Here is a 15,318-nt window from a genome sequence, read left to right as displayed (position 1 = left end):
TCAAGCAAACAATGCTCTAAACTCTCCTTGCATATTTTCTTTGTCAAAAGAAGAAAGCCTAAGAGCTCTTAGCTTTACTCACACAGCTGCTAATGTGCTATCTCCTTTGAGTTTGCAAAGTATGAAGGCTGGCTTGAATTTAGGGGATAATTCGCAAAATGGCTTGAATTTAAATTCAACACAAGGCTTTAATTCTCAGGCTTTAAGCTCACAAAATGCTTTGAATTCAAGCCCTGCTGTGAATTCAAACAATGGGGATGCTTTGAATTCAAGCTTGAATTCAAGCCTTGCTTCGCAAAATTATTTAAATTCAAGCCCTGCTGTGAATTCAAACGAACAAGCCCCCTCAAATTACGAACACCTAAATCCCCTCTACAACGAACACAGCTTTGACAGCACCTTTTCTCCTACTCAAGCTAGCCAGCCCCTTCTGTCTTTGAAAGAAAGAAGGCTTAATATGCAAGGCTTTAAGGCAAGAAGCAATGTCTTAACCCTAAGCCTAAATGAAAAAATAGCCTTAGATAATTTAAATGATAACTTGCAAGAAAGGGCTTTTCAAGAAGATAATTCACAAGTAAATAATTTACAAACAAAAAATTCACAAGCAAGTAGCTCAGAAGCGAGTAGCTTAGAAAGAAATTCACAAGCAAACAGCCTAGAAGCAAACAGTTTGCAAACAAGTAGCCTAGAAAAAAACCCTCAGCCAAACAGCCTAAAAGACAAGGCAAGAAGCTCTCAGCCAAGCTTTATCATCACAAAGATAGAACATAGCTTCATTGATGAGGCTGTGCTTTTGAATTCAAGCTTTTATTCCACCTTGAATTCAGCTTTAAATTCAAGCTCACAGGCTGGAGGCTTTTTGAATTCAAGCTTGAATTCAAACAGCCCCTTCACTGCAAACAATGCTTTGAATTCAAGCTTGAATTCAGCTTTAAATTCAAGCTCAGGGCTTGATAATGGCTTGAATTCTACTTTAAATTCAAACAATGCTTTGAATTCTATTTTAAATTCAAGCAATTCTTTGAATTCAACTTTGAATTCAAACAAGCCCTTGAATTCAAGCTTAAATTCAAGCACGGTTTCAAACTCTGCCTTGAATTCAAAGAGCAATGTAGCCTCCTACACAAACAGCCTCAGTATCATTTCAAGCAGCACAAGCTTTACTCCAAGCTTAAAGCCAAAGCCAAGACCCCCACTAAATACCACAGCTCTGGTCTTAGGAAAGAGCCTTGACATAGAAGCTGAAAGAAACACCATATACACAGATGAATACGGCAGGGTGAGGCTTAGAATGAATGCCTTTATAAATCCTAGCGATTTGGCTTATTTCGAGGAGGCAGCCTTGAACTCGTCTTTGAGTGCAGCTTTAAATTCAAGCCCTTCTTTGAATTCCACTTTAAATTCAAGTGCAAGCTTGAATTTAAATTCAAACGAGGCCTTGAATTCAAACTCTGCTTTGAATTCCACTTTAAATTCAGCTTCAAACTTGAATTTAAATTCAAAAGACAGTTTAAATTCAAACGAGGCTTTGAATTCAAAGGGGGTAAGCGGAGAGGCTTTAAGTGCAAGCCCTGCTTTGAATTTGGCTTCACAAGAGGCTTTAAATTCAAACGAGGCTTTGAGTGCAAGCTCTGAGTTGAGTTTAAATTCAAGCAAAGATGGGCAAGCAGGACAAGTAAGCACAGCAAATGAAACAGGGCAAGCAAGGGTGGCAAATGGGGCAAATGTGGCAAACACAGCTGGGCAAGAAAGTGGAGTAAATGGGGCAGAAATAGCAAACACAGCAAACACAGCAAATCAAGAAGACTCAAAGCAGCTTTACTGCATATCCTCCTTTTTAAGAGTGGCAAGCCCCATAGCAAGCTTTAATTCTGGGCTTTATCATACACCAAGGGTGGCTGATGAGGTGATAGTATCTTATTTGGATGAGGACATAGATAAGCCTTATGTTAGTGCGAATTTATACAACTTGCTTAATAAAAGCCTAGTGCCCTTGCCACAAAATGACCATCAAACCTCGCTTTCATCAAAGACAGTGGGACAAAATGAGGAAGGCTACAATGAGCTTAGTTTAAAAAACGAAAAGGACAAAGAAGAGGTGTATTTAAGGGCTCAAAGGGATTATTCTGAGCTTATACAAAATGATTTTACTCAAAAGATTGCTAATAATAAAAACTCTTTTGTTGAGGGAAGCTATGTGGAGAGCATTCAAAAGACTCATACTCAAAACATAGCCCTTGCTAAGATGGTGAATGTAGGAGGAGAGTATCTTGCTAATGTAGCCTTAAGCAAGGATACTCAAATAGGGCTTAGTAATACCCTAAACATAGGCGCTAGCAATAAATTAAGAGTAGCACAGGATAGCAGCGAGCTTGTAGGTGGCAATAAGAGCGTTGAGGTGAGAGGGGATCTAAGCGAGGAGGTGAGTGGGGATGAGATCAAGCTCATCAAGCAAAATAGCAAGGAGCTTGTAGAAGGAACTGTGGATATTCAAAGCATTAAGGAATACAATATAAGCACTCAATCACAAATGAATTTTAATGCAAGTGATAATATACTCTTTTCAAGCAAGGAATCCACCTCCTTTGAAGCAACAAAGGAGCTTTCTTTCACAGCAGCCAATACAGACATAGAAAATATAAGCTCTTTTACAAACACAGCAGGTGCTCAAATTATTCATCAAGTAGGAGATACTCAAATCATAGCCAAGACAGACTGTGTTATAATCAAGGCTGGCGGAGTAGAGCTTGTGATAGATTCTAGTGGCTTATCCGTAAAAGGTGGGGATATTAAGGCAGAATAGTCAAGGAGTTAAGGTAAGTGTTAAGGCTAAGAATACGCTAATAGCAGCTCTTAAAGCATTATTTAAGGTATTATTGTAGGCATGTGTAGTAACAAGAAGCTATCTGCTATAATCCTTGCAAGATTTCAAAAAACTCATTAAGCTTAAAGAAAAATGGCTTTTAGCTTGATGTATCTTAGAAAGAAAGCTTGATTTTAAGGACTTTGAGAAATCTTAAAGCTTTTTACAAGGCTTGCTTTGTGCCTTTGCAAGAAGTAAGAAGCTTAGTAAATAAACCATAATTTGAGTTTGCAAAGCTGAAAAATTCATAAACGACCTAGATAATTTTAGCTCATAAGGCTCTTAAATTCAAAAGAGGCTTTGCGAAATAAAACTTGCTAAATTGGAAGGCTTAAAATTTTATCTTTCGTTACAAAAAAGCGAATTTATATACAAGGCAAAAAATGAGGAAAAAATTTATCAAAACTGATGAATATTGATAGGATAAAATGAGCTTAGAATATTTTAAGCCAAAGTTTGATGAGGGCTAAAAATCTAGGCAATTTTATGTTTTTAGACTAAAATGACCTAGGATTTTTCCTAAGCCACAAAATTTTAGGCTCAATTAAACTTAAACCAAAGGGTTTTTAAGCTAAGAGCTATAAAAAACAAAGCTTTGTTTGTGAAGTTCGCCAAATATAAAGGAAATTTTGAAGTATTTTTTACTTCGTTAAGCCTCTTGTTCTTTTTGGGGAATTGATTTAGAGGAGAAAAACCACAAAACTTTGCAAAATAACTCGTGCTTGTGTGAAGGCAATTTTGCGTGAAATTTGCATTTTAATAGCCAAAGAGTGTAAAAAAATCAGCAAAGCGAAGTTTATTTAAAAAACACACCAAACTAAGTTTCTTTATAAGATAAATGCTGAGCTTGAAGTTGAGGAGAATTATTTTAGGCTCAAGACAACTTAATCTCAAATAAATAAGTTTTAAGCTATGATTACAGCGATGAAAAACAAGTATATCAATCGTTTCAAAATTTCAGAGGCTAAATTTAGAGAAATTGTAAAGTATTTTTTTACTTCGCCTTGCGGCTTACAACTTTTGAGGAAGCCTTGTTCTTAAAGCCACACAAATTGCAAAATTAAGCAACAATTCTTGCCAAAGCAACAATAAAATAATCAAAAATATTAGAATTTTAATCCTTAAAGAATGTGAAAAAAATTCAAAAATGCAAGATTGAAATAGCTGAGAGTTATTTCGGTGGTGTGCGAGCTAAGCGTGGACTTGGGGCTGGTAAGAAAACATCCGTGTTTTTACTTCGTGCTACGCACTCGTCCCTCTGCGAGAAGATATGCTAAAACGAAATGGGCAAGTTTATACTCAGATTGTAAAAGCTTGCTTGGCTAGCGAGCTATTACCTATGGGATTTGAATGATATGAGCAAGACAGAATTTTATAGTGATTGCTTGGCTATTTATGATGGTTTAGTTGATTTTTTACTTCGTGCTACGCACTCGTAACTTTGCAAGAAGGAGCAAAGTTATAGAGTAAGACACAGGGAAAATGAGTTTGCAAAAGGCACAAATCACATAAATGCAATTGAGAATTTCTGGGGCTTTGCGAAGGATAGATTAGGGGGTTTTGCGGCAAGGGAATTTTTCTACCTTCATTTGAAGGAAACTAAATTTAGATACAATGTCAAGGTTAAAAACGAAAATTTGTATAAAATTTTGTTAAAATGGCTTAGGAAAAATCCTAGCTCATTTTAGCTAAAAGTATCAATCGCCAAATTTATTAAAGTTGATAAGAAAAAATCCTATTAACACATCTTGAGCCTTCTTAAATTCACAAAGCCTTGTCTAGCTTGGGATACATATATTAAAAGGATAAAATTCGAATTTCAAATAAACTTAGCACCTTTTAGCATTAAGCTTTGTATTAGCATAAGTTATCTTGCATAGATCCTTTTATATTTTTACTGCCCAAAAATGATATAGCTCTTTTGCTAAGCTTTGTGAACTCTTAGGCTATCTTTTTAAAATGATCAGTTTATGTTATAAGAACAACACCCTAAAAACTACTTAATTTTCCTCGAATTTTGTAGCCTGAAAGGGTTCTTTTGTAGCCTCCACAAAGGAGGAGCTTTCTTTTAAAAAGAGAAGCTCAACAAAACCAGTTGGACCGTTGCGGTTTTTGCCTATGATAAGCTCGGCATTTTCTTGATGTGGATGGGCAAAAAACAGTTGTTTATACTCTTTATTTTCAGCCTTTGCCTTGCTTTGTCTTTCTTTTTCCTCTTGTTCTTTGTAAAAATCATCCCTATAAACAAATAAAATTGTATCCGCATCTTGTTCTATGGCACCGCTTTCTCTTAGATCGCTTAGCATGGGTCTTTTATTTGCCCTACTTTCAAGGCTTCTATTTAGCTGAGAAAGTGCTATTATAGGCAGATCTAGCTCTCTTGCAAGTAGCTTTAAGCCCCTTGAAATTTCACTTACTTGCAAGTGTCTGTCGCTAAATTTAGAAGTACTCATCATCAGCCCTATGTAATCGATCACACAAAGTGAAATGCTAGGATCTAGCTCCTTTTGACGACGAAGCAATAATCTTATATCAGCTATGCTAGCATAGCCACTGTCATAAACATATAAGTTCTTGTTTCTATACTCCTCACAAGCATCGCCTATTCTGCCCCACTCCTCATCGTTTAAATCCGCTATAAGTATCCTTTGAAGAGGGATTAAAGTTTTAGCAGCTAGGAGGCGCTGCATTATTTGAACGGCTGGCATTTCAAGAGAAAAAAGCACCACGCCCTTGTTTTCTCGTAGGGTTTTTTCTATGAAATTTAAGCCCATTGAGGTCTTACCCATACCAGGTCTTGCGGCGATTATGATTAAATCCCCACCCTTAAAGCCTTTGATCTTGTAATTAAGCTCAGAAAATCCAGTATCAAGCCCTGCTAAGCCCTTATTATCACTTTCTTTTTGCTTTTTAAACTCCTCTAAAAGCTCCTCTATGATCTCGGTGCTATCTTTGATCTCAACCCTACCCGTGTGGCTTGTGATGCTAAAAATTTCCTTGCTAAGCTCATTTGAAAGCTCATCAATGTCTTTATCATCATTAAGACGGTCAGGAATGCTAATTGCAAATTTAAGCAATCTTCTTTTAACAGCCTTTTGTCTAAGCTCTTTTGCATATCCTTCAATGGCAGTAACTGTGGTGGTTTCTATGATCTCCTTTAATGCCTCTTCGCTAATGTTTTTATACTTTTTTATAAAGCTTAGCCCCACAGGCTCATTTGCCCTAACACAAGATTCAATGGCACTAAAAATATCTTGATGAGCCTTTAAGACAAAATCTTGTGCTTCAATCTCCCCAGCTATTAAAGCATAGGCATCTTCGCTATAAATACAAGAGCTTAAAATGGTTCTTTCCAAGTCTAAATCGTAATGTTCCTTCGCACTCATCATAGTTTCCTTAAAGTTTTATTTGTTTTTGCCTTTAAATTTGGCTTAAATTTGTAAAAACGCTAAAATTAAAGCTAAAATTTAAGCTTTTGCTGTGCGAATTTTGGATATTTCGCTATGCTCAATATGACGAAAATTCAAGCTTTTATTTGAATTTTTGTGAAATTTGGCTCAAATTCACAGTAAAATTTCAAAAATAAGGGCAAAAATTCACAAAATATCCACCTTCACCGGTTGCGAGGCAAAAGCCGAAGCAAAAGCCCTCCGCAAGGCAGGGGGCTTTTTACGCAAAGCGTAAATTCTTTAAAATTTCACAAAATTTCACACCAAAAACGCTTAAAATTCAAGCGAAAATTCACGACTGCTTGAATTTTCCATTAAGTTAAATTCAAGGGTGCAGTATATTTTGCTTCGCATCCGTTGGGTGATGAGAAATCAATTTTAGAAGACATAGGCTAGACCAACAGTAGCACTTTGTCGAGCCTGTCAAAATTGATTTATCACAAAAAGATGAGTTAGCCTTGTGAATTTTATGGATTGCCACAAGCTCGCAAAGCGAAGTCTCGCAATGACGACCCACTCCACCCAACGGGTTGTAAGCCTTGCGAAGCAAAACCCCCTCCGCAAGGGAGGGGAAATTAAAGGCAAACCATCCGCAAATGAGTGGGAATCAAAGGCAAACCCTCCGCACGGCAGAGGACTTTTACGAAAATTCAAGCCTCTTTGCTCTTTGCCTCATCCTCCACTTCCTCTAAAAATCTTTCCACCAAATCCTCTTCTTTTAGCTTTGCTACTACCTCTCCGTGGCGAATTACCAGCCCTTGTCCCTTGCCAAAGGCTATAGCTACATCAGCTCCCTTTGCCTCGCCAAGAGCATTTACCACACAGCCCATAACGCTGATATTTAGGGGCTTTTTTATGTGAGCTACCCTTTCTTCTACTATTTTTATGGCTTTTACCAGATCGCTTTGAATGCGGCCACAAGTGGGGCAAGAGATGATATTTACCCCGCTTTTTTGAACCCCGCTATCTTGTAAAATAGCCTTTGCTACGCGAATTTCTTCTTCAAGCTCGCCCGTCATTGATACTCTCATAGTATCTCCTATGCCCTTTAAAAGCAAGTTTCCAAGTGCGATCGAGCTTTTTATGGTGCTATGAAATTTGGTCCCAGCCTCAGTAACTCCTAAATGAAAGGGGTAATCACAAAGCGGACGAAGCCTTTCATAAGCTTCTATGGTCTTTTGGGTGTCAGAGCATTTCATAGAGATCTTAATGTCGGTAAAATCAAAGTCTTCGAGTAGCTTAATGTTATACAAGGCACTTTGAAGCATGGCCTCAACTGTGTGTCCGTGTTTTTGCTCAAATTCCTTTTCTATAGAGCCACTGTTTACCCCTATGCGAATGGGTATTTGCCTAGCCTTGCAAGCCCTTACAACCTCCTTGACATTGTCCTTGCCTCCTATGTTGCCAGGATTTATGCGAACTGCGTCTATAAATTGGGCACAAAATACAGCTAGTTTGTGATTAAAGTGAATATCAACTATGAGAGGTAGGGGACTTTGTGCCTTGATCTCCTTTAATGCCCTTGCATCCGCCATATCCAAACAAGCAAGGCGCACTATATCAGCACCTGCAAAATAAAGGCGGTTTAGTTGCTCCAAACAGCCCTTAATGTCTCTGGTCTTTGTAAAAAGCATTGATTGAACGGAAATAGGAGCATCCCCTCCTACAAGCACGGATCCTACTTTAAGCTGTTTGGTTTTAAATCTTTGATAGCTCATCTTTTGACTTTGAATTTTTTCTTTGATTTTAGCGAAGTTTTTTAAATTTAAGATGAAAGAAATGTGAATTTACCTTTTTTAACTACAATCTCATCAAGCATAGCAAATGCTCGCTTCTTTATGAAGAGGAAAGTCCGGGCTGCAAAAGACAAGGATTTCATCTAACAGATGACTAGGGCGACCTAAGGGAAAGTGCAACAGAAAGCAAACTACCGCCTATACGCATTTTGCAAGGGGTGGAAAAGGTGAAACGGCGGGGTAAGAGCCCACCAGCGATCTTGGCAACAGGACCGGCTTTGCAAACCCAATCCGCAGCAAGAAGGGGTGGTTAGTGTCTTTATTTTAACCCTTCGCTTGAACTTGTTTGCGAAAACAAGGCTAGATAAATGAGCATTCACGACAGAACTCGGCTTATCGCTATGCTTTTTAAATTTAGGCATTTTTAAAGGCTCAATTAAACTTAAACCAAATTTAAAAGTTTTTAAGCGAACGCCTATGAAAAACAACGTGTCGTTTGCGAATTTTGCCACATGTAAGATAAATTTTGACTCAATTAAACTTAATAGGATTTTGGCTTATCAATTTCAGCAAATTTTGATGAGAATTTTGCCTTAAAATTTTCGTCTTAATTTCTTTTAAGTGAGAGACAAAATATTCTTTCTTTATACCATCAAATTTGGTAAGTGTCAACTTAGCAAAGCCCTAAAAATTATATATGCCGTTAATGTAGTTTTGCGAGTGTGCAAACTCGTTTTTGCTATGCTTTATCCTATAATGTGCCTTTGCTCCTTCTTACAAATACACAATCAAAGCGAAGCAAAAAATGCTTTAAAATTACTTAAATTAGATCTGCGAAATTTGGAAACGGATCTTTGTTTTTCATAGGAGCTAACTTAAAAACACTTTGATTTAAGTTTAATTGAGCCTTTAAATTTAGGTATTCTTAAAAGCTTCATTTTGTAAATAAGCTTGATCCTTAGCTATATTTATCCTGTGCTAAAGATCTTAAATATTCTTGCCTCATTAAGCCTTGAAGGTTTTTAGACTCATTTTTTGAAGGCTAAAATATAGCCTCTTTTAATAAAATTAAGTTTCTACAACAAAATAACAAAAGCTTGAATTTTATCCAAAATACCTTCAAGCCACAGTAAAAAATTACTCTGTGTCGTAGGGGCTTTTAGCATTAAAAATTCACAAAAGTTCAAGCCAAAACTGCCAAAATAAGGCGAAAATTCAAGCTTGCGTGAATTCCACTTTCAACTATGGCTTCGCAAGGAAGCTTTTTAACACAAAAATTCACAGCAATTGTTAAAATTAAGGCGAAAATTCACGCTTGCGTGAATTTTCAGTTAATTAAATTTAAGGCACAGGATTTAGAAAATGATTTTTGTGCATGAAGGCTAGACTAAAAGCGTTAGCGATCTGCCAAACGCACAAAAAGCATTTTATAGCCCAAAGCCGGGCCAGCCTTGTGAATTTTTCCCAAAATTAAGGCTAAATTTACACCAAATGCCTAAAATTCCAAAAGCCCACAAACAAGCCAAAATTTCTCACAAAATACCTCAGCTTTCAAAAACCATTTAAAATTCAAGGCTTTTTATCCTTCAATGCCTTCTTTCGCTCTTCAAGCCTAATCGCATCTTGTAATGCCTCCTCGCTATCATTTAGGGTTGTGAATTTGTACTCATCATCAAACTGCTTGTTCTTTATGCCCCACAAAAAGGCACAAAGGGCTATGAAAAAGGCTAGCAAGGACACTGCTATCATCATCATTATTATGCTATTCATCTTTCAACCCCACTCAGCTTTTTTAGCACAGCTTTCATAATTACACTATTCATTCCTTATCCTTAAAGCGTTAAGTATCACCACAAGGCTACTTGCAGACATTGAAGTAGCTGCGATTAGTGGATTTATAAGCCCTGCGAATGCTAGCGGTATGGTTAAGGCATTGTAGCACAGCGAAAAGGCTATGTTTTGCTTTATCACTACTAGGCTTTTTTTTGAAAGCATTATAGCCTTTTTAAGTGCCTTTAAGTCATTTTTAAGCAAGATTAAATCGCTATTTTGAGCTGCTAAATCAGCTCCTTCTTTTAAACTAACCGCCACGGCTGCGTTTTTTAAAGCCAAAATGTCATTTATGCCATCACCTACCATTAAAACCCTGTGCTTTTTGCTTAAATTTTCAACAATTTGCATCTTAGTTTCTGGTAAGCAAGAGGCTACAAAGTCCTTTATGCCAAGCTTTGAGGCTATTTTTTGTGCTGCTTTTTCATTATCTCCTGTTAGCATCTTTATGGGGATTTTCAAATCTTGCAAATAGCTTATAAGCTCGCTTGCCCCACCTCTTAACTCGCTTTGAAATTCAAAAAAGGCTAGAATTTGCCCATCTTTTACAAAGATAAAATGTGTATTTTCAAAGCTCTCATTCACTTTTATGCCTCTTTCTTTCAAAAACTCCACCTTGCCGCCTATAAATTCAAGCCCCCCACAAAATGCCGCCAAGCCTTTGGCACGAAGTTCTGTTATCTTGCTAAAATCAAACTGCTTTGTGTTTTTGGCAATTTTATCTTGCAAAAATGCCTTTATACTCGCACTTACAGGGTGATTTGAAAGGCTTATGAAGGAAAAAAGCTCGTTTAAATTTAAATTTTTGTCTAAAAAATGCCTTGATACAGTTAAATTCGCACTCGTTAAAACCCCTGTTTTATCAAATACAGCATAATTACATTTTGCTAAATCCTCGATTTTAGAAGCACTTTTAAATAAAACTCTTAGTTTAAGTGCCTCAAATAAGGCTCTTAGATTGCTAACAGGGGTCGCAAGTGCCAAGGCACAAGGACAAGAGATGATAAGAACTGAGATGGCATTGATAAGGGCTAGCTCAGCACTGCTTTGCCTTACAAAAAGCCAAAACCCAAAGCATAAAAAAGCCAAAAATAACACTGTCCTTGAAAAATACACAGCCACCCTCTCAGCTAAGGCTTGAATTTTAGGCTTTTTGCTTTGAGAAAGCTCTAACAAAGAAATGATTTGACTAAGCTTTGAGTCCTTATAAGGCTTGCTAGCCTTGTAGATAATGCTTCCATCAAGCACCACACAGGCTGAATTTACGCATTTTCCAGCATTTATCAACAAGGGCTCATTTTCTCCGCTTAAAGACGAGCTATCTATACTAGCCTCCCCACTTTCGCAAATGCCATCAATTAGCACCTTATCTCCAGCTTTTAGTAAAATTCTATCCCCCACACGCACAGAATAAGGCTCTTTTGGGCTAAATTTCTCCCCATCATATACCAAAATTTCGCCCCTTAAAAAGTCATTGAGGCTGTCCATAGTGTCTGTGGCTTGTTTTTTGGTGAGAATTTCTAGGTATTTTCCAACAAAAACAAAGCAAATTATCATAGCAACAGAGTCAAAATAAACCTCCCCCGCCCTTGAAAACATAGCCCAAACCGAGTAGATATAAGCAAGGCTTGAACCAAAAATCACCAAAAAATCCATAGAAACTTGCCTATTTTTAAGTGCATAATAAGCACCCTTGTAAAACTCAAAGCCCGTGTAAAAAAGCACAGGGGATGCCAAAATAAACTCAGCAAAGTTTAAAATGTCCTTTGTCTCAGCACTTATACCGCTAAAAAGCCCTGCATACTTTGCTACGGCTATCCACATCACATTCATAACGCAGCCAACGCCTACTACAAGTTTAGAATAAAACTCCCGCCTTGTTGCAACTGCCTTTTGCTCGGCTTTTAGTGGGTCATAAGCACTTGCGGTGTAGCCTACGGCGTGGATTAAAGCCACAATTTGCCAAGCCTTAATGCTTTCTGTGTCAAAAACAACCCTTGCCTTGTGGGTGATGGGATTGACACTTGCTTCAAGCACGCCTTCCTCGCTAATTAAGATCTTTTCATTTAGCCAAACGCAAGCAGAACAATGAATGCCGTTTATGATTAAATTAAGCTCACCAAAGCCTTCTTCGTTTTTTCTCACAAAGGTTTCAAAGGAATCGAAATTTGAGGTTTTTGTTGAATTTTCTTTTGGATTGAGGCTTGAATTTAGGCTTTGCGTGTTTGAGCTTAAATTAGAATTCAGGCTTTCTTTTGAGCTTAAACCGTTTTGTGAATTTAAAGCTGAATTTAAGCTAGAATTCACAGCTTGAAAGGGTGCGGGGCTTGAATTTAAGTTTGTGCTTGAATTTAAATTCAAATTTACGCCTTGCGTGAAGCCCAAGTTTAAACTGTCATTTTGTGAGTTTGAATTTAAACTATTTGCTGAGTTTAACTGAGAATTCAAAGTGTGCGTGGGATTTGAATTTAAACCGTTTTGTGAGTTCAGGCTTGAATTCACAGCTTGAGTGGGGCTTGAATTTAAACTATTTTGCGAAATTAAGCCTTCTTTTGAATTCAAGGCCAAATCCTCATCAAATTCAGCAAAATTTTTAAAATCCACGGGTTTTAGGGTATTTTTACCAAGCCTCTCGTAAAAGTCTCCAAGGTCCTTACTTTGTATGAGCTCATACACAGCCTGACAGCCCTTGCAGCAAAAATAATGCCCCTTGCTTTCAAGCATTTGTTCTTTTTTAAAATCTAGCCTACAATGAGAACAGTTCATTATCTTTTCAACTTTGATGTGAAATTATCCTAAACAAGGACGGTTAAAAGAAATTTATTTTAAAAAACTTTAAAAAATATTTACAAAATATAGCCTTTAAATTTAAGCACAAAGAGTAAGCTTGAATTTAAGGGCTGAGTTTTCTTAGGATTATAATCTAAGTTTGTCAAAAAAACAAGATCAATTTAGCATATTAAGATAAGCAAAGTCCTATAAAAACGCACTTTAACAAAAAAAAAAAAAAACGAAATGCTAAAAATAAATTAAATTTATATTATAATAATGCAAACTTTTTAAGGAACACTTAATGTCTATCTTAGATAAACTCACTCTTAGAATCAAAATTTCCATCCTAGTCATACTCCCTTTAATCGCACTTTCTGTTTTGATGATAATAATGCTAAGTAAGAGCTATGATCTACTTAAACTTGACAAGAAGCTTCAAAGGCAAATTGAAGTTTCTACCAAGCTTTCCTTGCTTGTGCATGAGCTTCAAAAGGAAAGAGGTTTAAGTGCTGGCTTTTTAGGAAGCAAGGGAGAAAGCTTTAAGGCAGAATTAAGGGCTCAAAGAGAAGTTACTAACAAGGCTTTAAGCGAGTTTAATACTGCTGCTTCAAGAAGTGATTTAAGCCTAGAATACAAAGAGCTTTTACAAAGAGGGCAAAATGCATTAAAGGAGCTAGATAGCACGAGGACAAAGGCTGATAATCTAGCTTCTTTAACTGAGATTGTGCCTTACTACACAAGCACCATAGCAAACTTGCTTCATACTGTGGTTGAATCAGCCAAGCTTGTGGGTGAGGATGATACCTTAAGATTAATGTTTGGCTATATGAATTTTTTATATGCCAAGGAATACTCAGGGCTTGAAAGAGCAACTGTAAATGCCATCTTTGCGGCAAATTCTCCTGCTTTAAGCGCACAGTTTCAAAACTTCATAGGTCTAGTAGCAAAGCAAGAAACAAATACAAATACCTTTTTGAATTTTGGGGATCAAAAAAGCATAGATCTTTATAAGAACATAAGCAAAGAAAGAAGCTTTTCTCAGGTAGAGCTGATGAGAGATACCTTAAAACAAAGGTATCAAACAGGAAACTATGAGGTGCCAGCAAAGGAGTGGTTTGATACCATAACCGAAAAGATAGAATTATTAAAGAAGGTCGAAGATAGCCTTGCTTTAAATCTTAGCACAGAGCTTCAAAGCAAGACAAACGCTCAGCAAAGCTATTTTACCTATCTTTTAGCCCTTGAATTACTAGTCTTCATACTCAGTATAGCCCTTAGCATCATAGTCATAAAAAATATCTTAAACAATCTAGCCAAGGTCAATGACAAACTAGCCTTCATCATACAAAACAAGGCCATAAAAGAAAAGATAAATGTTAGCTCAAAGGACGCTGTAGGAAGGATGGCAAGTTCTGTAAATACCTTTTTGGGATATATACATACTGTTTTTTCTCAGATAATATCCTCCATAAAAAGCAATCAAGAAGCAGTTTCTACACTTACTCAAATTTCACACAAGCTTGAAGAAAATACAGAACAAATAGAAAAAATCTCACAAAACAATGTCCAAATAGGAGGACAGTCAAGAAAGATCATAGACAAAAGCTTAGAACTTTCCATAGTAGCAAGGGATGAGCTTCAAAGGGTGCTTAAAAATGTAGAGGAATCAAGAAGGGTTGTTGAGGGGATAAGCTCTAAGATCCTAGAAAGTGCCAAGCAAGAAAGGGATAATGCAGATAAGATCCAAGGACTTTCCAAGCAGGCCCAAAGCATACAAAGCGTATTAACAGACATCACAGAAATAGCAGATCAAACAAATCTTTTGGCTTTAAATGCTGCCATAGAAGCAGCAAGGGCAGGAGATGCTGGAAGAGGCTTTGCTGTGGTGGCTGATGAGGTTAGAAAGCTTGCTGAAAGAACTGAAAGCTCTGTAAATGAAACAAGCCATGTCATTAAAAGCATACTAGAATCCATAACAGAGATCATAGGAGAGATGGAGGAAAGCTCTGATTCTATGGAAAGGCTTTCAGAGGATTCATCCTCAATGCAAGAAAATATAATGAATCTTGCAAACACCATAAATGAAAGTATGAAGCAGTATGCTAATTCTCAAGATATGATAAATCAAGTAAATGAAAGCGTTTCTACCCTCATAGAAAATGGACTTGCTATGGATCTAAATGTAAAGAATTTAGCCCAGGTCAATGAAAGCTGTCAGCAAACCTCAGAGGAATTAAGCCTTAAAACAAAGGAACTTAACAAGTCTTTGAGTGAATTTAAGATCTAGCTTTTATGCAATATGCTTTCTTCTCAGCTTGCTAGGCTGATTAACTTAGGCTTTTGATCTCAAAAAGATAAATGCTAAATTAAACTTAACAAGATTTTAGCTTATGAGTTTAGTAAATTTTTATGAGAAGTTTTGGCTTAAAATTTTTGTCTTATTTTTAAATTATATTTCTTTTAAGTGAAGGAAAAATTTTCTTGGCTCAATCCAACTTAAGCGTATTTTATCTTATCAACTTTAATAAATTTTGATGAGAATTTTGTCTCAAAATTTTCGCCTTAATTTTATTTCTTTTAAATGAAGGACAAAATTTCAGTCATTAAATTTGGCAAGTGTCAACTTTTAAAACTTTTACTCTGCACAGTTGCAAGACGAAACGAAGCA

Annotated in this window: 5 protein-coding genes, 1 other RNA gene and 5 pseudogenes; 5 read left to right on the top strand and 6 right to left on the bottom strand. The window is 36.7% G+C overall.

Going from position 1 to position 15,318, the window contains the following annotated elements:
• Together DMC01_RS15350 and DMC01_RS10540 are read left to right on the top strand one after the other, a co-directional pair.
• On the top strand, positions 1–2,803 hold a 2,803-nt coding region (locus DMC01_RS15350; protein WP_246059190.1), incomplete at its 5' end, for a bacteriophage T4 gp5 trimerisation domain-containing protein.
• 972 nt (positions 2,804–3,775) lie between these two features.
• A pseudogene (locus DMC01_RS10540) lies at positions 3,776–4,551 on the top strand (IS1595 family transposase).
• A gap of 312 nt (positions 4,552–4,863) precedes the next feature.
• Here DMC01_RS10540 and DMC01_RS10535 read toward each other — a convergent pair.
• The 3 genes from DMC01_RS10535 to ispG all read right to left on the bottom strand — a co-directional run bounded on the left by DMC01_RS10535 (position 4,864) and on the right by ispG (position 8,030).
• The gene (locus DMC01_RS10535) at positions 4,864–6,249 is read right to left on the bottom strand and encodes a replicative DNA helicase (RefSeq protein WP_142694182.1); all 1,386 of its coding nucleotides are present in this window, start codon (positions 6,247–6,249) and stop codon (positions 4,864–4,866) included.
• A gap of 486 nt (positions 6,250–6,735) precedes the next feature.
• Positions 6,736–6,966: a hypothetical protein gene (locus tag DMC01_RS10530; RefSeq protein ID WP_142694181.1), complete on the bottom strand. Its 231-nt coding sequence runs from the start codon at positions 6,964–6,966 to the stop codon at positions 6,736–6,738.
• A complete protein-coding gene (gene ispG, locus DMC01_RS10525) occupies positions 6,963–8,030 on the bottom strand; it encodes a flavodoxin-dependent (E)-4-hydroxy-3-methylbut-2-enyl-diphosphate synthase (RefSeq protein WP_142694180.1) in 1,068 nt (355 codons plus the stop codon). Before ispG ends, DMC01_RS10530 begins: the two co-directional genes overlap by 4 nt.
• A gap of 94 nt (positions 8,031–8,124) precedes the next feature.
• Between ispG and rnpB the strand changes: the two genes are divergently transcribed.
• Positions 8,125–8,460: RNase P RNA component class A (rnpB, locus tag DMC01_RS10520), an RNA gene on the top strand.
• Between the two features lie 119 nt (positions 8,461–8,579).
• Here rnpB and DMC01_RS15345 read toward each other — a convergent pair.
• The 3 genes and pseudogenes from DMC01_RS15345 to DMC01_RS10510 all read right to left on the bottom strand — a co-directional run.
• A pseudogene (locus tag DMC01_RS15345) lies at positions 8,580–8,819 on the bottom strand (IS1595 family transposase); the annotation flags it as partial.
• A gap of 798 nt (positions 8,820–9,617) precedes the next feature.
• Positions 9,618–9,818 (bottom strand): cbb3-type cytochrome oxidase assembly protein CcoS, encoded by a 201-nt coding sequence (gene ccoS, locus DMC01_RS10515; protein WP_142694179.1) that lies wholly within the window; start codon positions 9,816–9,818, stop codon positions 9,618–9,620.
• 45 nt (positions 9,819–9,863) lie between these two features.
• A pseudogene (locus tag DMC01_RS10510) lies at positions 9,864–12,644 on the bottom strand (heavy metal translocating P-type ATPase); the annotation flags it as partial.
• Positions 12,645–12,951: 307 nt separating this feature from the next.
• On the opposite strand from DMC01_RS10510, the pseudogene DMC01_RS16795 reads away from it, so the two are divergent.
• Together DMC01_RS16795 and DMC01_RS16790 are read left to right on the top strand one after the other, a co-directional pair.
• Positions 12,952–13,815 (top strand): annotated as a pseudogene (locus tag DMC01_RS16795) (nitrate- and nitrite sensing domain-containing protein); the annotation flags it as partial.
• A gap of 600 nt (positions 13,816–14,415) precedes the next feature.
• Positions 14,416–14,937, top strand: a pseudogene (locus tag DMC01_RS16790) (methyl-accepting chemotaxis protein); the annotation flags it as partial.
• Positions 14,938–15,318 lie beyond the last annotated feature (381 nt).

Source organism: Campylobacter troglodytis (genome assembly GCF_006864425.1).
GTDB lineage: Bacteria > Campylobacterota > Campylobacteria > Campylobacterales > Campylobacteraceae > Campylobacter_D > Campylobacter_D troglodytis.
Note: the sequence above shows the minus strand (reverse complement) of the source record. Positions and strands in the feature narration are given on the sequence as shown.

Excerpts from the sequence above, each read along its gene's own strand:
- DMC01_RS10535 (WP_142694182.1), bottom strand. The coding sequence starts at position 6,249 with ATGAGTGCGAAGGAACATTACGATTTAGACTTGGAAAGAACCATTTTA.
- ispG (WP_142694180.1), bottom strand. The coding sequence starts at position 8,030 with ATGAGCTATCAAAGATTTAAAACCAAACAGCTTAAAGTAGGATCCGTG.
- ccoS (WP_142694179.1), bottom strand. The coding sequence starts at position 9,818 with ATGAATAGCATAATAATGATGATGATAGCAGTGTCCTTGCTAGCCTTT.